The 21,346-nt window shown below is 68.7% G+C and carries 19 protein-coding genes; 11 read left to right on the forward strand and 8 right to left on the reverse strand.

Going from position 1 to position 21,346, the window contains the following annotated elements; translation table 11 throughout:
• The first annotated feature begins 15 nt into the window (after positions 1-15).
• Positions 16-1,371, forward strand: a complete 1,356-nt coding sequence (locus tag C8K36_RS00440) for a bifunctional adenosylcobinamide kinase/adenosylcobinamide-phosphate guanylyltransferase (RefSeq protein ID WP_181319421.1) — start codon at positions 16-18, stop codon at positions 1,369-1,371.
• 82 nt (positions 1,372-1,453) lie between these two features.
• The gene (locus C8K36_RS00445) at positions 1,454-2,593 is read left to right on the forward strand and encodes a serine hydrolase domain-containing protein (RefSeq protein ID WP_181319296.1); all 1,140 of its coding nucleotides are present in this window, start codon (positions 1,454-1,456) and stop codon (positions 2,591-2,593) included.
• Positions 2,594-2,604: 11 nt separating this feature from the next.
• Here the strand turns inward: C8K36_RS00445 and C8K36_RS00450 are convergent, their stop codons facing one another.
• Positions 2,605-3,420, reverse strand: a complete 816-nt coding sequence (locus C8K36_RS00450; RefSeq protein WP_107983659.1) for an HAD-IIA family hydrolase — start codon at positions 3,418-3,420, stop codon at positions 2,605-2,607.
• Positions 3,417-4,421 (reverse strand): alpha/beta hydrolase, encoded by a 1,005-nt coding sequence (locus C8K36_RS00455; RefSeq protein WP_107982510.1) that lies wholly within the window; start codon positions 4,419-4,421, stop codon positions 3,417-3,419. The genes C8K36_RS00450 and C8K36_RS00455 overlap by 4 nt, the downstream gene beginning before the upstream one ends.
• Positions 4,422-4,571: 150 nt before the next feature.
• Here C8K36_RS00455 and C8K36_RS00460 point away from each other — a divergent pair, with 150 nt between their 5' ends.
• The 8 genes from C8K36_RS00460 (at position 4,572) to C8K36_RS00495 (ending at position 13,116) form a co-directional block, all read left to right on the forward strand.
• A complete protein-coding gene (locus tag C8K36_RS00460) occupies positions 4,572-5,291 on the forward strand; it encodes a hypothetical protein (protein ID WP_107982511.1) in 720 nt (239 codons plus the stop codon).
• Positions 5,288-5,761, forward strand: a complete 474-nt coding sequence (locus C8K36_RS00465) for an RDD family protein (protein ID WP_107982512.1) — start codon at positions 5,288-5,290, stop codon at positions 5,759-5,761. The genes C8K36_RS00460 and C8K36_RS00465 overlap by 4 nt, the downstream gene beginning before the upstream one ends.
• 98 nt (positions 5,762-5,859) lie before the next feature.
• Positions 5,860-6,873 carry a glucose-6-phosphate dehydrogenase (coenzyme-F420) gene (gene fgd / locus C8K36_RS00470; protein ID WP_107982513.1) on the forward strand — a complete coding sequence of 338 codons (1,014 nt, stop codon included), beginning with the start codon at positions 5,860-5,862 and terminating at the stop codon, positions 6,871-6,873.
• A gap of 38 nt (positions 6,874-6,911) precedes the next feature.
• The gene (locus tag C8K36_RS00475) at positions 6,912-7,514 is read left to right on the forward strand and encodes a suppressor of fused domain protein (protein ID WP_107982514.1); all 603 of its coding nucleotides are present in this window, start codon (positions 6,912-6,914) and stop codon (positions 7,512-7,514) included.
• 127 nt (positions 7,515-7,641) lie between these two features.
• Entirely contained in the window at positions 7,642-9,723 is a 2,082-nt protein-coding gene (pta, locus tag C8K36_RS00480; RefSeq protein ID WP_107982515.1) for a phosphate acetyltransferase, read from the forward strand.
• Complete coding sequence (locus C8K36_RS00485) at positions 9,720-10,910, forward strand: acetate/propionate family kinase (protein ID WP_107982516.1); 1,191 nt, start codon at positions 9,720-9,722, stop codon at positions 10,908-10,910. Before pta ends, C8K36_RS00485 begins: the two co-directional genes overlap by 4 nt.
• 134 nt (positions 10,911-11,044) lie before the next feature.
• Positions 11,045-12,814 carry a cytochrome c oxidase subunit I gene (gene ctaD, locus C8K36_RS00490; protein WP_107982517.1) on the forward strand — a complete coding sequence of 590 codons (1,770 nt, stop codon included), beginning with the start codon at positions 11,045-11,047 and terminating at the stop codon, positions 12,812-12,814.
• A 2-nt stretch (positions 12,815-12,816) separates the two neighbouring features.
• Entirely contained in the window at positions 12,817-13,116 is a 300-nt protein-coding gene (locus C8K36_RS00495; RefSeq protein WP_107982518.1) for a hypothetical protein, read from the forward strand.
• Here C8K36_RS00495 and C8K36_RS00500 read toward each other — a convergent pair.
• The 3 genes from C8K36_RS00500 to C8K36_RS00510 are packed head-to-tail and all read right to left on the reverse strand — an operon-like array spanning position 13,049 to position 17,659.
• Entirely contained in the window at positions 13,049-15,301 is a 2,253-nt protein-coding gene (locus tag C8K36_RS00500) for a serine/threonine-protein kinase (RefSeq protein WP_181319300.1), read from the reverse strand. The genes C8K36_RS00495 and C8K36_RS00500 overlap by 68 nt on opposite strands.
• A gap of 22 nt (positions 15,302-15,323) precedes the next feature.
• Complete coding sequence (locus C8K36_RS00505) at positions 15,324-16,298, reverse strand: glutamate ABC transporter substrate-binding protein (protein WP_107982519.1); 975 nt, start codon at positions 16,296-16,298, stop codon at positions 15,324-15,326.
• Positions 16,295-17,659 carry a hypothetical protein gene (locus C8K36_RS00510; protein WP_258194415.1) on the reverse strand — a complete coding sequence of 455 codons (1,365 nt, stop codon included), beginning with the start codon at positions 17,657-17,659 and terminating at the stop codon, positions 16,295-16,297. Before C8K36_RS00510 ends, C8K36_RS00505 begins: the two co-directional genes overlap by 4 nt.
• Before the next feature lie 158 nt (positions 17,660-17,817).
• On the opposite strand from C8K36_RS00510, the gene C8K36_RS00515 reads away from it, so the two are divergent.
• Positions 17,818-18,657, forward strand: coding sequence for an NUDIX hydrolase (locus C8K36_RS00515; RefSeq protein ID WP_107982520.1), 840 nt, complete (start codon positions 17,818-17,820; stop codon positions 18,655-18,657).
• Positions 18,658-18,667: 10 nt separating this feature from the next.
• Here the strand turns inward: C8K36_RS00515 and C8K36_RS00520 are convergent, their stop codons facing one another.
• The 3 genes from C8K36_RS00520 to C8K36_RS00530 form a co-directional block, all read right to left on the reverse strand.
• Positions 18,668-19,078: a pyridoxamine 5'-phosphate oxidase family protein gene (locus C8K36_RS00520; RefSeq protein ID WP_107982521.1), complete on the reverse strand. Its 411-nt coding sequence runs from the start codon at positions 19,076-19,078 to the stop codon at positions 18,668-18,670.
• A gap of 87 nt (positions 19,079-19,165) precedes the next feature.
• Positions 19,166-19,909, reverse strand: coding sequence for an acyl-CoA thioesterase (locus C8K36_RS00525; RefSeq protein ID WP_107982522.1), 744 nt, complete (start codon positions 19,907-19,909; stop codon positions 19,166-19,168).
• Positions 19,906-21,297 (reverse strand): MFS transporter, encoded by a 1,392-nt coding sequence (locus C8K36_RS00530; RefSeq protein ID WP_107982523.1) that lies wholly within the window; start codon positions 21,295-21,297, stop codon positions 19,906-19,908. The genes C8K36_RS00525 and C8K36_RS00530 overlap by 4 nt, the downstream gene beginning before the upstream one ends.
• Positions 21,298-21,346: the final 49 nt, after the last annotated feature.

Raw genomic sequence — 21,346 nt, forward strand, 5'->3', positions numbered from 1 at the left:
GGGAGGGGTTGGACCATCGACGTCGTACTGCTGGGTACCGGCAGCGCCGACGGGTGGCCCAACCCCTTCTGCGTGTGCGCGTCGTGCCGCACCGCAGCCGAGCGTGGTGAGATCCGCGGGCAGACCGCGGCCCTGATCGACGGCGCGATCCTGCTCGACTGCGGTCCGGACGCGCCCCGCGCCGCCGTGCGTGCCGGACGTTCGCTGGCCTCTGTCCGGTACATCCTCCTCACCCATGCCCATCCGGACCACCTGAATCCGGCTGCGCTGCTGTTTCGGTCGTGGGTGCAGGCCGACCGACCGCTCGACGTGATCGGCCCGGCCGACGCGCTCGACCTGTGCCGCGACTGGGTGGGGCCCGACGATCCGGTGAACTTCGTCCCGGTCGTCCCCGGCGATCGAATTGCACTGAACGGGTACACGCTTCGGGTTCTCGAGGCCGCGCACCGAGTGTTCCGCGACGGGGACAGCGTCCTCTACGACGTCACGTCCCCCGCCGGATCCCGGCTGTTGTGGGCCACCGACACCGGGCCGCTACCGTCGTCCACGCTCGACGCCGTCCGGGACGCCCGATACGACGCACTGTTTCTCGAGGAGACCTTCGGCACGCGCACCGACCTCGGCGCCGGACATCACGACCTGACGACATTCCCGCGCACCCTCGCCGCACTGCGGGACGCCGACGCCATCACCGCCGCGACCGACGTCGTCGCGGTGCACCTGAGCCACTACAACCCGCCGACGCCCGAACTGTCGGAGCGCCTGGCGCCGTGGGGTGCTCGCGTGGTGGACGACGGGGCGACGGTGACAGTGGGTGTTGCGCGTCCGGTAGACGCGGCGCCGTCGACTCGAACACTCGTCCTCGGCGGTGCCCGGGCCGGCAAGTCGACGTACGCCGAGACGCTGCTGGCCGCCGAGCCCCGCGTCACCTATCTGGCGACCGGGGGAGTGCAGGAAGGCGACCGGGAGTGGGCGGAGCGGGTCGCCCTGCACCGCGCCCGTCGTCCTACGGGCTGGACGACGGTCGAAACGTCGGACGTCGCGGCGGTACTGCGGAACGTCCGCGAACCCGTGCTGCTGGACTGTCTCGGCACCTGGCTCACGGCGCGACTCGACCACCACCGTGTGTGGTCGGGCGGCGACTGGGCGGACGTCGACGCCGACATCATCGACCTGCTGGGTGCGCTGCGCCGGGTGGTGGTGCCCGTCGTCGCGGTCAGCAACGAGGTGGGCAGCGGCGTGGTCCCGCCGACCGCGGCGGGCCGACGGTTCCGGGATCTGCTGGGGCGGGTGAACTCCGCCGTCGCGGCCGAATCCGAGTCGGTGGTGCTCGTGGTCGCGGGTGTGCCGACGTCGCTGCGCTCGTTCTGAAGGATTGCTCCACGGGGCGCCGACCGTCGAGCCTAGGCTGACACGAGGGGCCGCCCGGGGGTACGCCTGATTCGAGGTGTTCATGACTTCTGTACAGGGCCATTGTGATTCGGCGTTCGACGGCGTCCGGGACGTGTTCGAGGAGAGCTTCGACGGCGGGCAGAACCTGGGGGCCGCGGTGGCGGTGTTCGCGGATGGACGGCCGGTCGTGGATCTGTGGGGCGGCGTCGCCGACCGGGGTACCGGGCGCGCGTGGGCGTGGGACACGCCGTGTGTGGTGTTCTCGTGCACCAAGGCGGTGACGGCGGCGTCGGCGCTGCTGCTCGCCGAACGCGGGTACCTCACCGTCGACGCCCCGGTGGCCGAGTGGTGGCCGGAGTTCGCGGAGAACGGCAAGGACGACGTCACGCTCGAGCATCTGCTGACACATCAGGCGGGTCTGCCGGCGTTCGACGGGCCGGTCTCCGTGGCCCAGGCCGCCGATCCGGTCGAGATGGCACGGCGACTCGCCCGGCAGGCGCCGGAGTGGGAACCCGGCACCGCGTTCGGCTATCACGCGCTCACATTCGGGTGGTTGATCGCCGAGGCGGTGCGCCGACATGCAGGGACGACGGTGGGCCGGTTCGTACGCGAGGAGTTCGGTTCGGACCTGTGGATCGGGGCACCGCCGGGCACGATCGAGCGGGCGGCACGGATCAGCGTCCCGCGTCGCGGGGAACCGAAATCGGCGCTCACGGACATCGCCACCCAGACCCGGATCGGTGCCGCGTATTCGGAACCGGCGTCGCTCATCTTCCGCGCTACCGCCAATCCGGCGGCGTCGTACAACGATCCGGCCCTGCTGGCGGGCGGTTGGCCGTCGGCGGGCATGGTGACAACGGCCCGTGCCCTCGCCCGCTTCTACCGGGATCTGGTGCACGGGGTGTCGCTGAGTTACGAGACGCTGTCCGACGCGGTCCGGGTCAGAGTCCGGGGACTGGACCAGGTGCTGCTCACCGACAGCGCATACGGTCTGGGGTTCATGCGTCCCGCACAGAGTTTCGAGCTACCCGAGGTGGCGTCCGCCGCGTTCGGGCATCCCGGTGCGGGCGGGGCGGTGGGACTGGGCGATCCGGACCACGGCCTGGCGATCGCGTTCGTGCCGAACCTCAAACGCGACTACTTCGCCGGGGACCGTCGCGCGCACCGGCTGATCGAGGCCGCGTACGCCTCGGTCATGTGAAACATTGTGGTTCAGAAGGGGTTCGCGGTGCGTCCCACCAGATCCGCGACCGACTCGAGCACCAGCGTGGGACGGTACGGGAACGTCTCGACCGTTGCGCGGGTGGAGATGCCGGTGAGCACGAGGATGGTCTGCAGACCGGCTTCGAGCCCCGACACGACGTCGGTGTCCATCCGGTCGCCGATCATCAACGTGTTCTCCGAGTGCGCGCCGATCGCGCGCAGCGCCGACCGCATCATCAGCGGGTTCGGCTTACCCACGTAGTAGGGTTCGCGACCGGTCGCGCGGGTGATGAGTGCCGCGACCGAACCCGTTGCGGGAAGCGAACCGTCGCGAGACGGACCGGTGGCATCCGGGTTGGTGGCGATGAACCGGGCACCGCGCTCGACGAGGCGGATCGCCGTGGTGATCGCCTCGAACGAGTACGTGCGGGTCTCGCCGAGCACGACATAGTCGGGATCGTTGTCGGTGAGGACGTAGCCGATCTCGTGCAGCGCCGTCGTGAGGCCGGATTCGCCCACCACGTAGGCGCTTCCGCCGGGGCGCTGGTTCTTCAGGAACGTCGCCGTCGCGAGGGCGGATGTCCAGATCGACTTCTCGGGGATGTCGAGGCCACTGCGTAGCAGGCGTGCCCGCAGATCGCGTGGCGTCCGGATCGAGTTGTTGGTCAGCACGACGAACGGCGTGCCGGCCTCCTGCAGCTCGGCGAGGAACTGGTCGGCGCCGGGAATGATGTGTTCTTCGTGGACGAGAACTCCGTCCATGTCCATGAGATACGTCCAGCCGGGGTTCCGCTCTTCGGTGCTCACGGGTCCAGTATCCGTCATGCCCCGATCGCCGGTCCGATCACCGCCCACGAGTCCCGCATCTCGGCCTCGAACACGCCCCACGTGTGGCTGCCGACGTCGCGGTAGACGACGGTCGCGGGGATCCCGAGTGACCGCAAACGGGCGTCCATCACCGCGGTGCAGCGCATCGTGATCGATTCCAGCAGGCCGCCGACGAGGCCCTGCGGAATCGCGATCAGCGGGTCGAGGCGATCGATGGCGCCCGGCATACCGGTCGCGGCGGACAGGAACAACACCTTGCCGCGCAACCGTTCTGCCTGCACCACGGGGTCGTGCTCGATCCACTGCGGCCCGCCGCCGGGGCCCCACATGTTGTTGACGTTGCCGCCTCCGCGGACCTCGACCATCGAGCGAACCATGGCCTGCCCGTTGAAGTCGCTGGTCCCCGCGCACCCGCTGTAGGAGCCGATGGCGCGGTAGACGTCGGGCGCCTGGATCCCGAGGTCGAGCACCGGGCCGGCCGCCATGGACACCCCGCCGAGCGCGTTGACGCCGGTGGTGCCGAACTGACGATCGATCACCGGCGGCAGTTCCCGTGTCAGGAACGTCTCCCACTTGTTGCGGCCCAGGACGGGGTCGTCGTTGTCCCAGTCGGTGTACATGGAGTACTTGCCGCCCACCGGAAGCACCACGTTGACGTGCTTGTCCGCGAAGAACTGCGTCACGTCGGTGTTGTTGTACCAGGAGACGCCGTCTTCGCCGCCGGTGATGCCGGTGAGTAGATAGAACGTGGGTGCCGGCCCGCCTCCGACAGGGTGGATCACGTCGCTGGTGACCACACGGTCCATCGACGGCGAGTACACCGAGATACGGGTCACGCGGTCACTCACCTGGACCGTCCCGGCCACGTACGCGGCACCCGACGGAGCCGCACGCGCAGTGAGTGCCCCGCCGAGCAGCGAGACGACGAGCACCCCTACGAGAGTGAGTGAGTGGAGGATCCAGTGCCTGGCACCGGCGGTTGCCCCAGAACTTCGCATCGCGCACCTCCGGCCGAATCGGCCTGAATTGCTTTCTGGCTGAGTGCAGCTCGGCTCAGCATATCCGCGCGACAGACGCCGAGGGACGGGATCGAAGCCCGTCGGGACCCGCATATCGACAATCCGGCCCGTTGCGTCTTGGATGTCTGTATGGACGGCAACCGAATACCCGATCCGGTCCGCGCGACGGCCGGATTCGTCGCGCTGCTCGGTGACGGCGCGAGACTCGCGGCGGGCACGGCACTGGACGTCGCGTCCCGGTTGCCCGGTGTCGGCACCGGTCTCACCGTGCTCGAGTCCCGGGGCGCCGAGGCGCTGCGGACGGCGGACGCGCTCACCGACCGCGTGCTGCGGGCCGTCGTTCGCCGCATTGTCGCGGCGGCGCTCGCGGAAGTGGACATCACCGCGGTAGTGCGCGATCACGTCGACCTCGACTCCATCGCCGAGGGCATCGATATCGAGCGGATCATCGACCGCGTCGACGTCGACGCGATCGCGGCGCGGGTGGACATCGCCCCCATCTTGGGCCGGGTGGACGTCGACGATGTCGCGGCGCGGGTGGACATCGAACGAATCATCGACCGGGTGGACGTGAACGCGATCGCCGCGAAGGTCGATGTGGACAAGATTGCGGCGGAGGTCGATGTGGACGCGGTGATCGGACGCGTCGATCTGGTCGGGCTGTCCAACGAGGTCATCGAGGGTGTCGATCTACCTCGGATCATCCGCGAATCGACGAGCTCGATGTCCACCGAGGCGGTGCGCGGTGCCCGGTCGCAGGGCATGGCGGCCGACGACGCCGTCGCCGGTTTCGTCGGTCGTCTGTTCAGTCGCGAAGGTCGCGAAGGTCGCGAAGGTAGTGAGGCATGATCGACGTTCGGCGCCCGGACCCTGAGCATCGCCCGGCAGGCATCGTCACGCGCGGTCTGGCCGCGCTCATCGACATCGGTGTCGTGCTGTTCCTGATGGGTGTGATCTACATGGGTCTCACGTTCACCCGATTGTTGTTCTCGCCGCAAGCGTTTCAGTTCCCACAGGCACAGATCCTGCTGTCGGCGACGACGTTCGTGGTGCTGTCCGTCCTGTATCTCACGGTGTGCTGGTCCACCAGCGGCCGCACCGTCGGGGCGATCGCGATGGGTCTGCGACTCGTCAGCCGCAACGGCCGTCTCGTCCGGTTCCCGCGCTGTGCGGCCCGCGCCGTGCTGTGCGTGCTGTTCGGTTTCGGGCTGTTCTGGGCAGCCGTGGATCCGCGGCGGCGCTCGCTGCAGGACATCCTGCTGCGCACGTCGGTGGTCTACGACTGGCGACCGGATCCGCACCTCGTCGAGCATCACTGAGACACCATGGGATACCACTGAGACCGGGGACTGCACCGGGAGAGTGATGCGGGGCATACTCGAAGCCACAGCGAATCAGGTAGACGATCGGAGAACCGGTGGTACAGGGATTGAAGTTGGGTTTGAAGGCGTCCGCGGAGCAGTTCGGCCCGCGTGACCTCGTCGAACTGGGTGTGATGGCCGAGGAACACGGCCTCGACAGTGTCACCGTCAGCGACCACTTCCAGCCCTGGCGGCACAACGGCGGTCATGCTCCGTTCTCGATCGCGTGGATGACGGCGGTCGGCGAGCGCACCCAGCGCCTCCAGCTGGGCACGTCGGTGATGACCCCGACGTTCCGCTACAACCCGGCAGTGGTCGCGCAGGCGTTCGCGACGATGGGTTGCCTGTACCCGGGACGCGTCATGCTCGGTGTCGGCACCGGTGAGGCGCTCAACGAGATCGCGACCGGGTTCAAGGGCGAATGGCCCGAGTTCAAGGAGCGTTTCGCCCGCCTGCGCGAGTCGGTGCAGCTGATGCGTGACCTGTGGACCGGTGACCGCGTCGACTTCGAGGGCGAGTACTACAGCACCAAGGGCGCGTCGATCTACGACGTTCCCGAGGGCGGCATCCCGGTCTACATCGCGGCCGGCGGACCGGTCGTCGCGCGTTACGCGGGCCGCGCGGGTGAGGGCTTCATCTGCACGTCGGGCAAGGGCATGGACCTGTACACCGAGAAGCTGATCCCTGCGGTCAAGGAGGGCGCCGAGAAGGCGGCACGCAACTTCGCGGACATCGACCGGATGATCGAGATCAAGATCTCGTACGACACCGACGCCGACGCCGCGCTCGAGAACACCCGGTTCTGGGCGCCGCTGTCGCTGACGGCGGAGCAGAAGCACAGCATCGACGACCCGATCGAGATGGAGGCCGCGGCGGACGCACTGCCGATCGAGCAGGTTGCCAAGCGCTGGATCGTGTCGTCGGATCCCGACGAGGCCGTCGCGATGATCAAGCCGTACCTCGACGCGGGCCTCAACCACCTCGTCTTCCACGCGCCCGGTCACGATCAGAAGCGGTTCCTCGACCTGTTCGAGCGCGACCTCGCGCCGCGTCTGCGCGCGCTGGCCTGACGCCGGTTCGCCCGGAACCGGCCTCTAGGCTCGTTCCCATGGAAGCGAGTGAAGAAGTCCGGGCGGCGGCACACCGAATCGGCGAGGTCTTCGGTGTGTCGCCGCAGGTGTTGCGGTTCCGGGCGCCGGTAGATCCGGACGGCGACGGTGAGGATCCGGACGAGGTGTCGATCGCGGTCGGCGACGGATGCCCCGGGCCGGGCTACGCGTCCTACGCGACCCTGGACATGTCTCGCTTCCCGACGAATGTCACCACCGATGACGGCCGGCCGATTCGCACCGAGCTGATCACCGTCGGCCGCAGCGGCTATCGGCTTCTGTCCGACATCCTGGCCCAGTGCGCGTTCCAGGTCGCGTCCGGCTCGCTGCACGTCACCCCGAACATCATCGTCCCCAACGCCGTTCACGCCGCCGATCCGGACCGATCCACCCGGCACGTGCTGCTGGTCGTCCCGTTCGTCTGGGCCGCGCTCGAGATCCTCGTCGAACGCGACGACGACGTGACCACCTGGCTGCAGGCGGTGCCGATCACCGACTCCGAATTGCGGTTCGCTTCCGAGTTCGGCACCGACGAACTGTTCAGGCGCCTCGAATCGGCGGGCGCCGACGTCTCCGACATCGATCGCGCCTCGGTGGTCTGATCCCCGGTGTCGGCGGGCCAGGGGGCCATCCGGCGGATCGTCCACGGCCCCAGCTCGGTGGATGCGAAGGCGGTGGCCGGACCCCGTAGGACGCCGATTGTGCGCGATCGTCACTAGGCTGTGGCTCATGGCTGTTCCGGGCACCGTGTCGAGCGTCTACATCGCCTCACCAGAGGGCGACACGGGTAAATCGACAGTGGCGCTGGGTGTGCTGCAGATGCTGTGCGCCTCTACCGCGCGGGTGGGCGTGTTCCGTCCCATCGCTCGCGCAACCGACGAGACCGACCACATCCTCGAGCTCCTGATCGACCACACGACGGCGGACCTCACCTACGAGCAGTGCCTCGGCGTGACGTACGAGCAGGTGCATACCGACCCGGACGGCGCGCTGAGCGACATCGTCTCCCGCTACCACGAGGTGGCGGCGGAATGCGATGCCGTCGTGATCGTCGGCAGCGACTACACCGACGTCGCGAGTCCCAGCGAACTCGGCTACAACGCCCGCATCGCGGCCAACCTCGAGGCTCCCGTGCTGCTGACGCTGCGGGGCCAGCACCGCAGCCCCGACGAGGTGCGGCAGTTGGCGCAGATGTGTGCGGTGGAACTGGCGTCGCAGCACGCGTACCTGGTGGCGGTCATAGCGAATCGGTGCGCGCCGGAGATGCTCGACGAGTACGCGTCGTCCCTCGACGGGTTGGGCGTGCCCGCGTGGAGCCTGCCGGAGATCCCGCTCCTGGTGGCGCCGACCATGGCGGAACTGCTGGTCGCGGTGGACGGCGAGTTGTACAGCGGTGACACGGCCCTGCTGCAGCGCGAGGCGCTGAAGGTGATGGTGGGCGGCATGACCGCCGAGCACATCCTCGAGCGTCTCGCCGAGGGCACCGTCGTGATCGTGCCCGGCGACCGCTCCGACGTCCTGCTCGCTATGGTGAGCGCGCATGAGGCGCAGGGATTCCCGTCGCTGGCGGGCATCATCATGAACGGCGGCATCGCGCCGCATCCCGCGATCGCGAAGCTCATGGCCGGGCTCAATCCGCGGCTGCCGATTCTCACCACCGAGATGGGCACCTTCGACACCGCGCACACCGCCGCACAGACCCGCGGCCGTGTCGCGGTGGGTTCGCTGCGCAAGGTCGACACCGCGCTGAGTCTGATGGAGCGGCGGGTGGACGCCCCGACGCTGATCGAGCGCCTGCGCCTGCAGATCCCGTCGGTCACGACGCCGCAGATGTTCGAATACCAGTTGATCGACCGCGCGCGCTCGGACCGCAGGCACATCGTGCTGCCCGAGGGGGAGGACGATCGCATCCTGCGGGCGGCCGGGCGCCTGCTGCGCCGCCGGGTGGTGGACCTGACGATCCTCGGCGACGAGGCGAAGGTCCGCGGACGCGCCGCCGAACTGGGTGTGGACCTCTCGACGGCCGTCGTGCTCGACCCGCGCCGCTCCGACTACGTGACGGAGTTCGCCACCGAATACGCCACGCTGCGCGCTCACAAGGGCATGACCGTGGAGCGGGCGCGCGAGATCATGACCGACATCTCGTACTTCGGAACCATGATGGTGCACAGAGGGATTGCGGATGGCATGGTGTCGGGCGCCGCGCACACCACGGCGCACACCATCCGCCCGTCCCTGGAGATCATCAAGACCCGCCCGGGGGTGTCGACGGTGTCGAGCATCTTCCTGATGTGTCTGTCGGATCGGGTGCTCGCGTACGGCGACTGCGCCGTGGTGCCCGACCCGACCGCCGAGCAACTCGCGGACATCGCGATCTCGTCGGCGGAGACGGCGTCCCGATTCGGGGTCGAGCCTCGTGTCGCGATGCTGTCCTACTCGACGGGTGATTCCGGGTCGGGTGCCGACGTCGACAAGGTGCGTACCGCGACCACGCTGGTGCGCGCGCGACGCCCGGATCTGTTGGTGGAGGGTCCGATCCAGTACGACGCGGCGGTGGAACCGTCGGTGGCCGACGCGAAGCTGCCCGGTTCGGAGGTGGCGGGCCGGGCCACGGTGTTCGTGTTCCCGGACCTCAACACCGGCAACAACACCTACAAGGCCGTTCAGCGCAGTGCCGGCGCGGTGGCGGTCGGGCCGGTGCTGCAGGGCCTGAACAAGCCGGTGAACGACCTGTCACGTGGTGCGCTGGTCCAGGACATCGTCAACACCGTCGCGATCACCGCCATCCAGGCGCAGGAGGATCATTCGTGACCGAACCCGTTGTGCTGGTCATCAACTCCGGGTCGTCGTCGATCAAGTTCCAGCTGGTGCATCCCGTCTCGGGCGAGTCGATGGGGACCGGGCTGGTGGAACGCATCGGCGAGCCGACGGGCCGCATCGTGTACCGCTACCCGGGGGGGGAGGTCGACCGTCAGCTGCCCATCGCCGACCACACCGCCGGCCTGCAGGCCGCGGAGGACGTGATCGCCGAGACCGGCCCGGCGTTGCGCGAGCGCGGCATCGTCGCGGTGGGGCACCGCGTGGTGCACGGCGGCGCCGTGTTCCACGAACCGACCGTGGTCGACGACGCCGTCCTGAAGGAACTGCGCCGGCTCTCGACCCTGGCGCCGCTGCACAATCCGCCCAACGTCGTCGGTATCGAGGTCGCGATGGCGCAGCTGCCCGACGTCCCGCACGTCGCGGTGTTCGACACGGCCTTCTTCCACACCCTGCCCGAGGCCGCCGCGACCTACGCGATCGATGCCGAGGTGGCCCGCGCGAACCGGGTGCGCCGCTACGGTTTCCACGGGACCTCACACGAGTACGTGAGCGGTCGGACAGCCGCCTTCCTCGGGCGCGACACCGCGGACCTGAACCAGATCGTGCTGCACCTGGGCAACGGGGCGTCGGCGTCGGCGATCCGCGGCGGCCGCGCGGTCGACACGTCGATGGGTATGACGCCGCTCGAGGGGCTGGTGATGGGGACCCGCAGCGGCGACCTCGACCCCGGGATCATCCTGTACCTCAACCGGAACGCGGGACTGGACGTCGACCAGATCGACGACCTCCTCAACCGGCACTCCGGGCTCAAGGGGCTGTGCGGCGAGAACGACTTCCGCTCGGTCCTCGGACTCGTCGCCGACGGCAACCCGGACGCGAAGCTCGCATACGACGTCTACGTGCACCGGTTGCGGCGCTACATCGGCGCGTACCTCGTCGAACTCGGCGGCGTGGACGTCATCACGTTCACCGGCGGGGTCGGGGAGAACAACGTGGACGTCCGCCGCGATGCCCTTGCGGGACTGGGGCGTCTCGGTATCGTGGTCGACGAGAGACTCAACCAGTCGCCCGATCGGGGCGAGCGACGCATCAGCGCAGACGATTCCGCGGTCGAGGTGCTCGTGGTCCCCACCAACGAGGAACTCGCGATCGCACGCAAGGCGGTGGCGCTGGCCTGAGGGTCGGCCGCGCGGGTGGCAAGCACATCGCGGCCCGGGACTGTCCCGGATCGGGAGAATTGGTGTCCGTCGGCGGGAACTGTCGGGACCTTAGGCCCTCGCGACGGAACCCTCGGACGTCCGACCATGTCGGTATGGTTGCCAACCCCGAGATCGATCTCGCTCCACCCCGAACGCTGACGCCGTCGCGACCGGCACCCGCCCGCAGCGGCGCAGCCGGGTCCAAGGGGTCGTTCATCTACAAGATGATCACCACCACCGATCCCAAGGTGCTCGGGATCATGTACCTGGTCACGGCGTTCGCGTTCTTCTTGATCGGCGGCCTCATGGCGCTGCTGATGCGTACCGAGTTGGCGATCCCGGGGATGCAGTTCCTCTCGAACGAGCAGTTCAACCAGCTGTTCACGATGCACGGCACGATCATGCTGCTGCTGTACGCGACCCCGGTCGTGTTCGGTTTCGCCAACTACATCGTCCCGCTGCAGATCGGTGCGCCGGACGTGAGCTTTCCGCGGCTCAACGCGCTGAGCTACTGGTTCTACCTGTTCGGTGGACTGATCGCGTCGGCCGGCTTCATCACCCCCGGTGGTGCCGCGGACTTCGGCTGGACGGCGTACGTGCCGTTGTCGAACGGCCTGCACAGCCCGGGCGTCGGCGCGGACCTGTGGATCATCGGTCTGGCGCTCGGCGGTGTCGGCACGATCCTCGGTGGCGTCAACTTCATCACCACCATCGTGTGCCTGCGGGCCCCCGGCATGACCATGTTCCGGATGCCGATCTTCACCTGGAACATCTTCATCACGTCCCTGCTGGTCCTGCTCGTGTTCCCGTTGCTGGCTGCCGCCCTGATCGGTCTGTGGGTGGATCGGAACCTCGGTGCGCACCTGTTCGACCCAGCAACCGGCGGGGTGATGTTGTGGCAGCACCTGTTCTGGTTCTTCGGCCATCCCGAGGTGTACGTGATCGCGCTGCCGTTCTTCGGCATCGTCTCCGAGATCTTCCCGGTGTTCTCGCGTAAGCCGATCTTCGGCTACAGCGGCCTGGTGTACGCCACCATGGGCATCGCGGCCCTGTCGATCGCCGTGTGGGCGCACCACATGTACGCCACGGGCGCGGTACTGCTGCCGTTCTTCTCCTTCATGACGTTCCTCATCGCGGTCCCGACCGGTGTGAAGTTCTTCAACTGGATCGGCACCCTGTGGCGCGGTCAGCTGACGTTCGAGTCGCCGATGTTGTTCGCCGTCGGCTTCCTCGTGACGTTCCTGTTCGGTGGCCTGTCCGGCGTGCTGCTCGCGAGCCCGCCGCTCGACTTCCACGTCACCGACACCTATTTCGTGGTTGCGCATTTCCACTACGTACTCTTCGGCACCATCGTGTTCGCCACCTACGCGGGTATCTACTTCTGGTTCCCGAAGATGACCGGCCGCATGATGGACGAGCGCCTCGCGAAATGGCACTTCTGGACGACGCTGATCGGCTTCCACGCCACCTTCCTGGTCCAGCACTGGCTCGGAGCCTCGGGGATGCCGCGTCGCTACGCCGACTACCTGCCCACCGACGGCTTCACCACGCTGAACACGATCTCCACGGTCGGCTCGTTCATCCTGGGCGCCTCGACGCTGCCGTTCCTGTGGAACGTCTTCAAGAGCTACCGCTACGGGCAGATCGTCACGGTCGACGATCCGTGGGGCTACGGCAACTCGCTCGAGTGGGCCACCAGTTGCCCGCCGCCGCGTCACAACTTCACCGAGCTGCCCCGGATCCGTTCGGAGCGACCGGCGTTCGAGTTGCACTACCCGCACATGGTGGAGCGGATGCGCGAGGAGGCGCACGTCGGACTCGGTCACGGCAACGGCAAGGGTGACAAGGGCACAGTCGCCGAACTGCACGAGACGAGGGTCTGACGATGGACGACGGCACGAGGTCCCGCAACTGGATGTCTGGGTCCGCCACCGCGGCGGATCATCGGCCCGAGCCGCGCCGGCTGCTGGCACCGCTGCTGACCGTGGCGCTCGCGCTCGCCACCCCGCTGGCACTGCCGATCCCCGTGGCCGTCGTCCTGGTTCTCGCCGCGCTGGCGTGGCTGGGCTCGCGGATTCAGGAAGCGGGCGGCGACCACCGCGTGACCGGTGAGTCGCTCAGAGCAGGCTCCGCGGGCGCACCGCATTCGCGAGATCGACCAGCGTATAGCGGTGAGTGGGTGTAGGCGCGCTGCGCGCCATCGCCCGCAGGGACGACTCTGTTCCCGCACGCAGGCCGCTCTCGGTGAACGGCACACCGAGTAGCGGCTCGCCTGCGGTTGTGGGGGTGTGTCCGGACAGGACCCATTCGAGAGCGGTGCCGAGGACGACGGTTCGCATCTGCGGTCCGCGAATCTCGGTGCGGGGCAGCGCCTCGAGTCGGCGAGCACACTCACGCAGGGCCGTCTCGTCGATGGCACTGATCGGGCGCACCGACAGGTAGGTCAGCACGGCCGTCATCCGTGCCGCACCGTAACTGCGGGAGCCGGGCGGAACCTGATCGAGCGCGGCGACGGCACCATGAACATCGCCGTCCGCAGACAGTCGCCGGGCCAGTCCGAAGGCGGCGCTGACGACGTTGCGATCGATCCGCCACACCGTCCGGTAGTACTCGCGGGCCGGCAGCCGCCAGCGTTCGATATCGCTCCCGTCGCTGTGCTCGAGCAGCAGTTCCGCGGTCGCGGCGAGCGCCAGCTTGGCAGAGACCTCGCCGGGCATCGCCGAGTAGACCGCGTCGAACGACGCGTAGGCGGTGGTCAATTCGCCCGACAGGAGCGCCGCGAGTCCGCGGTACCAGTCGATGCGCCACTCGAACGGCTGTGTCAGTGCCAACGTCCGGAGCAATTGCCGGGCGCGGCCGGGGTCACCGAGGTCGAGATGCGCGCGGATCTCCGCGAGTAGCAGTTCGGGTGATTCGGGAACGCGGCGATCAGGGCCGTCCCGAGCTCGTTCGAGAACGTCGAGCATCAGTTGCGGGTCGCTGTGCGCGGTCGCGTTGACCAGCGCGGCCCCCGGATCCTCGGTGTCGACGAGCGGCACCGCGAGCGACTGGGCGACGTTGCGTGGATTCAGTTTTCGTTCCCGCTCCACTCCGTCCGCGAAGACGTCCGTCTGCTCGACGAACTCCTCGGCCCCGAACGTGGCCCGTTGCCGCCCGAACACGGTGGACAGGTACGGGTGTTCCTGCTCGGACTCGCGGGACACGATTTCGTGCAGCACCCCGGTCAGCTGCGCGGCGAGTTCGGGTGCGGAACCGAAGCGTCGATCGGGATCGGGTTCGATGGCCCGCAGCAGGAGTCGGCGGTACGACTCGTTCTCGGCGAGCAGTGGCGCCTGCTCCGGGGTGGGGAGTCCGTCGACGTAGCGGCCGTTCTCCGACGGAAGGTCGAGCGTCAGCGCGGCGAGTGTGCGCCCGACGGTGTAGATGTCGGACGCGATCGTGGGGCCGGTCTCGGTGATCTCGGGTGCCTGGAAACCCGGTGTGCCGTAGAGGTATCCGTAGCTCTCGATCGGCGCCACGGCGCCCAGGTCGATGAGCTTGACCTGCTCGTCGGTCACCATGACGTTGTCGGGCTTGAGATCGTTGTACGCCAGGCCCAGTGAATGGAGATACGCGAGGGCGGGCAGGATCTCGAGAATGTAGGCGATGGCCTGTTCCACCGGCAGGCGCTCGGGCCGCGTATACGTCGCCAGGATGTCGCGCAGCGAACTGCCGCCCACGTACTCCATCACGAGGTAACCGGCGGGCGGATGGCCCTCCTTCCGGAACTCGACGAAGTTGTAGATCTTCACGATGCTCGGGTGCTCCACCTCGGCGAGGAACTGTCGTTCGGCGGCCGCGACGGCCTGCGCCTCGGCGTCGCCGAGTTGGAGCAGCCCCTTCAGCACCACCCAGCGGTTGTCGACGTTGCGGTCGATGGCGAGATAGATCCAGCCCAGTCCGCCGTGTGCGATGCACCCCTGCACCTCGTACTGTCCGGCGATCACCTGGCCCGGAGCGAGGAGCGGTGAGAACTCGAAGCGGGCGCCGCAGTGCGGACAGGTCCCCGACGTCGCTCCCGGCCCTTCCTCGGTGGACCGGCCCACTGGGCGGCTGCACTTCCAGCAGAACCGTTTACGTTCGGGCACATGGGGGTCGGACAGGACCGCGTCCTTCGGGTCGAGCTCGGGGACCGGGGGGACCTCCACCAGCCCGTCCGCGAGACGACGCCGGGAGAGCGTGCGGGTGCGCTGTGTCCGGGCGCGCCGACCCGTCGTGGCAAGGCTCTCGCGCGTCGGCATCGGTTCGTCGACGGGCGGCGGCGTAGCGCGAGTCTGGGCAACCTCACCCGTTTCGTCGGTATTACTCTCTCCCGCAACCTCTCTCGCCATGATGCTCCGTTCGTCTGCCACGTCAGTCCCGGTAGGTGGCCGGGGGCGGACCCGGAGGCGGGCCCAGTTCGGAGAGCCATCTGTCGTAGATTCTGTCCCACGTACCGTCCCGGCGGATCCTTTCCAGCGTGCCGTTCACCGCTCGTACGAGGTCGTCGTTTCCCTCCGCGACTCCAATTCCGTACCGCTCGTCGCCCATGCTCGGCCCCACCAGACGCGCATGGGGGTCCTGTGTTGCCAGTCCCAGGAGCAGGGTGTCGTCGGTGCTGATGGCGTCGACCTGGTTCTGCTGCAGCATCACCAGACAGTCCGACCACATCGGGGCAGTCACGATGACGGCGTCCGGTTGCTTGTTCTCGAGACGGTCGAGGGAAGTGGTGCCCTCGCCGACACAGACTCGGCGTCCGGCCAGATCCGCGACCCCGCTGATCGGCGATCCCGACATCACCAGAATCCGTTGCTGGGCGTCGTAGTACACGGTCGAGAAGTCGATCCGCTGTTGCCTTTCACACGTGATCGCCATCGTCTTGGCGACGATGTCCACCTTCGCGTCCTCCAGGGCCTGCTCGCGTTCGTTGTAGGTGAGGACACGGAACTCGACCTTGTCAGGGCTGCCGAGCAGATCGCGGGCGATCTCCCGCGCCACGTCGACATCGAATCCTTCGATCTCACCCGTCGTCGGATTCCGGAAGCTCATCAGGTTGCTTCCGGTGTCGAGGCCGACGATCAGGCGACCACGGTCCCGGATGGCGTCGAGCGCGGCGCTGTCGGGGGCCTGCCCGGCAGGGAAGGGGCGCAGACTCGCAGTGGGGTCGCCGCACTCGACCGGTGGCGTCGGGGACGCACTGACGACGGTGGCGCCCTGGGGGAGTGGGGCCAGGCTGTACGTCTCGGTCGGCGGGACCGTGTACGGCTCCGGTGCGGCCGTGCAACCGGTGACTGCCGCTGCGACACCGAGCGCCGTGACGGCCGCCGCGAGCGTGCTCGATACGGTCACTGATACTCCCGCAGTCGGGGCCACAGTCCCACCGGTATCGCCACGACCGCCACGGTCGTGAGAACCGCGGCGCCGGGGCCGAGGGCGGACAACACCCGTGACGACCGCGCCACATCGTCGCGCAGTTCCGTTCTCGCGGTGTCGGCGCCCGCGGCCAGCGCGGCATCCACGGTGTCGAACTGCGCGGCGGACGCGTCGGGTTCGGGACCGACCGTCGTCATGGCGGCCGCCGTCCAGTCTCCGGTCGCGAGCGCGTCGAGCATTCGCTGGTGTGATGCGGTCCAGTTGTCCATCGCCTGGTTCGCGCGGTCGATGTCGTCGTGCCCCACGCTGCCCGAGTAGCTGTCGAGAAGCTGTCGCAGTTCGCTCGTGTTCTCCTGGTACAGCTGCGCGTGCTCCTCCTTCTCCTCCCGCCGAACCAGTTGCAGGATCTCCTGGGTGCGCGCCTGCTGCGCGAGGATCCGCGCGGACGCGAACGTCGCCAGCGGCTCCGATCCGTCGCGTATCGCACGGTGCGCACTCGTGGCGGAGATGACCCCCACGATCAGCATCCACACCAGGAGTGCGGCCATGGCCGCCGTCGCGCAGAGCAGCCCGGGATTGAGGGTGCGACGGGTGCGTCTCGACATCACGGACTGGGTGGCCACCAGCCCGATCAGCAGCGCGACGAGCAGCCCGATGGCCAGCCACGGTGGCCGGCCGAATTCCGACTGGGGGGCGAGCGAAGCGGCGGATCGTTCGGTGTGCAGCGCCTGCGCCGCGGGCAGGATCTCGGTCTGCATCAGCGACGACGCCTCGGCGAGGTACGCCGTACCCACCGGATTGCCCACCCGGTTGTTGGTGCGCGCGGTCTCGACGAGTCCCGTGTACACCGGGAGTTTCGTCGCGATCTCGGTGAGCAGGCGTCGGCTCTCGTCGTTGCCGGGGAGGCCGTCGGATGTCGCGACCAGTTCGGACGACGCCGTCCCGATCGCCTGCGCGTAGCGATCACGGGCCGTGCTGGGTTCGACGCCGCCGGAGAGGAACGCGGTGGCGGCCGCAGCATCGGCGACCGACAGCGACGCGTACAGATTCTGGGACGACCGGGCCAGTGGCTCGGTCGTCGACAGCAGCGTGTCGATGTCCTGCTTGCGCTCGCTCGCCACCGTCGCCGCGATCAGGCCGACCGCCAGCGTGCCGAGCAGCAGTGCCACACCGATCGCGAGGAGTCTGGCCGGTGTGGATCGGAGCAGGTCACGATTGGTGATCTGGCGTGGCCGAGTACCGACGGCACCGTTGGCCCCCACGCCACCCCAGATCCTGCGGGCAGCGGTGGGCATCGCCTGTTCGTCGTCCGCCGTCTTCGTTTCCGGCAGTGCCACGGCTGGTACCTCGGTTCGCCGTCCGGACTGGTGCGCCGTTCCGCAGTTCCGAGCATATAAGCAGCACCGCGAGGATGTTCCGCCGTTTTCGGATGACGCGGGGAATACTGTGGGGACAGGTGAGCGGCTCGGCGGACAGGGCAGGTGAGAGGTACTCCATGCGCGGTGACGGAGACGGCTGGGCGACGACGCCCGACGGGGTGCGGCATTGGGGCCGCCACGGCGCGGCGGGCCTGCTGCTGCGTGCTCCGCTGGAGGACGGAACGCCCGCTGTCCTGCTGCAACACCGGGCCGCCTGGAGTCATCAGGGCGGCACGTGGGCCCTGCCCGGCGGTGCCCGCGACAGCCACGAGACCACGATCCACGCCGCGGTCCGCGAGGCCCAGGAGGAGACCGGAATCGACGCCGGCGCGGTCCGGGTGCGGACCGAGCGGGTCACCGCCAGCGTCGACGGCGGCTGGACGTACACGACGGTGATCGCCGACGCGGAGAAGACGCTGGCCCTGGTACCCAACGGCGAGAGCACCGAGCTGCGCTGGGTTCCGGAGGCCGACGTGGAGCACATGCCGCTGCACCCGGGATTCGCGACGTCGTGGCCCGGCCTGCAGACCACCGAGGTCCGGGTACTGCTCGACACCGCGAACGTCCTCGGCTCACGACCGACCGGTTGGTGGCGTGACCGAGCCGGCGCGACGAGCGCACTGCTCGACCGGATCGCCCAGGTGCTGCCGCGCACCATCGAACTGCCCGACGGCGGGTTCGGCTGGCTGCCTCGCATCGAGGCCGTGCTCGAGGGCGAGGCCCGTGCCGTCGATCATGTCGACGCGCGAGTCCCGGTGCACGCGGCGGGGGGCAGCGGGGACGACGAGGTGGCCCGCCTGGCGGCCGACGTCGGCGCGCTCACCGCCGTCGTGACCGCCGACCGCGGACTGCGCAGCCGGCTGCCCGGGTCGGTGCTGGCGCTGCCGCCGTCGACCGTGCTGTCCTGGCTGGACTGACTGGTTCGGTTCAGCCTCGATCGAGAACGAATCGCCGACCGTCACTCTCGGTCGGCCGGATCTCGACGAAGTTGTACTTCGCCGTGGGGACCCACGACTGCAGATCCAGGGCCTCGGCCGCGTTGATCTCGTCGAACCGCACGAGGGTGCGGGCGATGCCCCGGACGACGACGCTCCACGCCGCCGTTGCGTCCGCGTGATCCACCTGGAACGTCGTCATCGGCTTGAGCGTGAGTTCGGTGAGCTTGTCGCCCTCCGCGGAGCGGAAGTAGATCCTGCCGTCGTGGACCGCGTAGTTGACCGGGTAGACGTCAGGCCTGTCGTCGACGACGAGGATCAATCGTCCGAGCCGCTCCGTGGCCAACAGGTCCAGGCATTCCTGTTCGGTGAGTGTCGTGACGGGTCCGGTCCGATCCGGCATGTCTCCTCCGATCCTCGGTGAGCTTTCACCTCCGACTCTGCCCCTCGGATGCTGCTTGTGCCAGACAGTGCAGGTGTGAGTTGCGCGTCAGCGCGCGCCGCCGAGGATCCGGCGCAGCTGCCGCGCCTGGGCCGCGAGTTCGCCGTCGGCGGTGAACAGTTCGGTTTCGTCGACACACAGAGCCGACGTCCACCACACCGTGCGGTGCCGCAGCCGATGCCACTCCCCGCCGGGTCTGTGCACGCCCGGCGCGAAGTGCACCGTCAGTTCGACGGTCGGGATCGACACGGGCGCCGTAAGAGTCGCGAACAGCCCCGGTGGCAGGGCGTCGAGCAGGATGGCGGCTCGTTCGGTGCCGGTGACGTCCAGAGTGGGCCGGAGTCGGATCCACACGTCGAACTCGGGATCGGATCCACCGGCGAAGGGCCGTGCCGCGTTGATCGGTCGGATGTCGAGGTGTTGCGAGAACGGAACGAAGTCGATCGGAATGTCCAGGACTGCAAGACTGTCCGGATCGAAGTCGGCATCGACCGTCGGGGCGTGAGCGGCCGGAGAGGTGCTGCGAGACAGGCGAACCAGTGCGGTCGCGGCATCGTCGATCGAGACGTGCACGCCAGGGGTACGGCCGCCGGTGTCCGACCGCACGGCGGTGCGGATCGGTCCGGGGCGAACCGGGGAGTTGAAGTGCGCGGTCGCGGCAACCGGGACCGCGTCGGTCTCGACGGCCGCGGCCCGCAGCATCGATGCCAGCACCAGGCCGCCGTGGATGCCGTCGAAGGCTCGCCAGGTGTCGTCGAAGTGGGTGGGGAACTCGCTGGTGATCGCGGTCATGGCGAAACCTCCTGAGCGGTAACGGCGGGAGCGGTCGGCGGCCGCTCGGGGGTGCGGGGAGACATTCCGAGCGCGGTGACTGCGCCGACGGCGGCGAGCGCCGCGATCGCCCACCACGCCGCGGTGAATCCGGACGAGGCCAGGAGAGCGACGAGAATCGCGATACCGAGAACACTCCCGATTTGGCGACCGGTGTTGACGACGGCGCTGCCGGTCGCACCGAGCGCGGGCGGCAGGGTTGCGGTGGCTGTCGCGAGGATCGTCGGCAGCGCCAGCCCCACGCCGGCGCCCCCGATGATCCATCCCGGCAGCATCCCGGCCGCGTAGTTGGGGGCGGCGTCGACGCCGGCGAGCACGAAGACGATCCCGGCGCCCCAGAGCGCGCTGCCGAGCGCCGCCACCGTCCCGGACGAAAACCGCCGGCTCAGCAGCTGTCCGATCACCGCGAACACCGGGACCAGCATCGGTCCGGGCGCGACGGCGAGACCGGTGCGCAGTGCCGAGTACCCCCACTGGTTCTGCATCCACAGGATGTTCGCGAGCAGTCCCGCGGCGAACGACGCGCTGAACGCGATCGCGGTGATGTTGGACCACGCGAACGGGCGCACGCGTAGCAGCGCGGGATCGAGCAGGGGGTTGTCGTGGTGCATCGTGCGTCGGGCGAACCAGGCGAGGGCGACCACGCCGAGGATCGCGGCAGCGAGGGTAGCGGCGTGTGTCCAGCCCCATTCGGGGCCCTGGACCAGTGCCAGCGAGACCGCGCCGACGCCGAATGCGAGCAGGACCGCCCCCGGCCCGTCGACGCGTGCCGGATTCGGATCGCGTGACTCGGGGACCGTGCGCGCGGCTACCCACAGCAGGATGACGCCGATCGGGACGTTGATCAGGAAGATCCATCGCCACGACGCGGCCACCAGCAAGCCGCCGAGCACCGGTCCCAGCGCGGCGGCCGCCGCGCCGGTCGCGGCCCACAGGCGTACGCCGAGCGCGCGGCGCGCCTCGGGTAGCGCGGCAATGACGAGTCCGAGGCTTGCCGGCGTCAGGATCGCCGCCCCCGCGGCCTGGGCGAGGCGGAACGCGACCAGTGCCCACAACGACGGCGCGAGGGCGCACGCCGCGCTCGCGACGGTGAACAGCGCGAGTCCCACGAGAAAGGCGCGACGCCTGCCGACCCGGTCGGCCCACCGCCCGGCCGGAATCAACAGGGCCGCATAGACGATCGCGTAGCCGCTCAGCACCCAACTGAGCTGCGCGAGCGGCGTGCCCGAGTAGTCGGCCGCGATGTCGTCGAGGGCGACGTTGACGACGAAGAGATCGAGGTTCGCGACGAACGGTGCTCCGGCGAGGACGGCGAGCACCGCCCCGAATCTCTGACTTTGCTTTTGCATAGTCAGGAGTGTGAACCCTGGCTATGGATTTGACAAGTCAGCGCGTAGC

The sequence above is a fragment of the Rhodococcus sp. OK519 genome, from assembly GCF_003051005.1.
Classification (GTDB): Bacteria; Actinomycetota; Actinomycetes; order Mycobacteriales; family Mycobacteriaceae; genus Prescottella.

Excerpts from the sequence above, each read along its gene's own strand:
- C8K36_RS00520 (WP_107982521.1), bottom strand. The coding sequence starts at position 19,078 with ATGCCGGATCGGACCGGACCCGTCACGACACTCACCGAACAGGAATGC.
- C8K36_RS00455 (WP_107982510.1), bottom strand. The coding sequence starts at position 4,421 with ATGCGAAGTTCTGGGGCAACCGCCGGTGCCAGGCACTGGATCCTCCAC.
- C8K36_RS00475 (WP_107982514.1), top strand. The coding sequence starts at position 6,912 with ATGGAAGCGAGTGAAGAAGTCCGGGCGGCGGCACACCGAATCGGCGAG.
- C8K36_RS00525 (WP_107982522.1), bottom strand. The coding sequence starts at position 19,909 with ATGACCGCGATCACCAGCGAGTTCCCCACCCACTTCGACGACACCTGG.
- C8K36_RS00495 (WP_107982518.1), top strand. The coding sequence starts at position 12,817 with ATGGACGACGGCACGAGGTCCCGCAACTGGATGTCTGGGTCCGCCACC.
- C8K36_RS00460 (WP_107982511.1), top strand. The coding sequence starts at position 4,572 with ATGGACGGCAACCGAATACCCGATCCGGTCCGCGCGACGGCCGGATTC.
- C8K36_RS00450 (WP_107983659.1), bottom strand. The coding sequence starts at position 3,420 with ATGACGGATACTGGACCCGTGAGCACCGAAGAGCGGAACCCCGGCTGG.
- C8K36_RS00530 (WP_107982523.1), bottom strand. The coding sequence starts at position 21,297 with ATGCAAAAGCAAAGTCAGAGATTCGGGGCGGTGCTCGCCGTCCTCGCC.
- C8K36_RS00465 (WP_107982512.1), top strand. The coding sequence starts at position 5,288 with ATGATCGACGTTCGGCGCCCGGACCCTGAGCATCGCCCGGCAGGCATC.
- C8K36_RS00445 (WP_181319296.1), top strand. The coding sequence starts at position 1,454 with ATGACTTCTGTACAGGGCCATTGTGATTCGGCGTTCGACGGCGTCCGG.
- C8K36_RS00515 (WP_107982520.1), top strand. The coding sequence starts at position 17,818 with ATGCGCGGTGACGGAGACGGCTGGGCGACGACGCCCGACGGGGTGCGG.
- pta (WP_107982515.1), top strand. The coding sequence starts at position 7,642 with ATGGCTGTTCCGGGCACCGTGTCGAGCGTCTACATCGCCTCACCAGAG.
- ctaD (WP_107982517.1), top strand. The coding sequence starts at position 11,045 with ATGGTTGCCAACCCCGAGATCGATCTCGCTCCACCCCGAACGCTGACG.
- C8K36_RS00500 (WP_181319300.1), bottom strand. The coding sequence starts at position 15,301 with ATGGCGAGAGAGGTTGCGGGAGAGAGTAATACCGACGAAACGGGTGAG.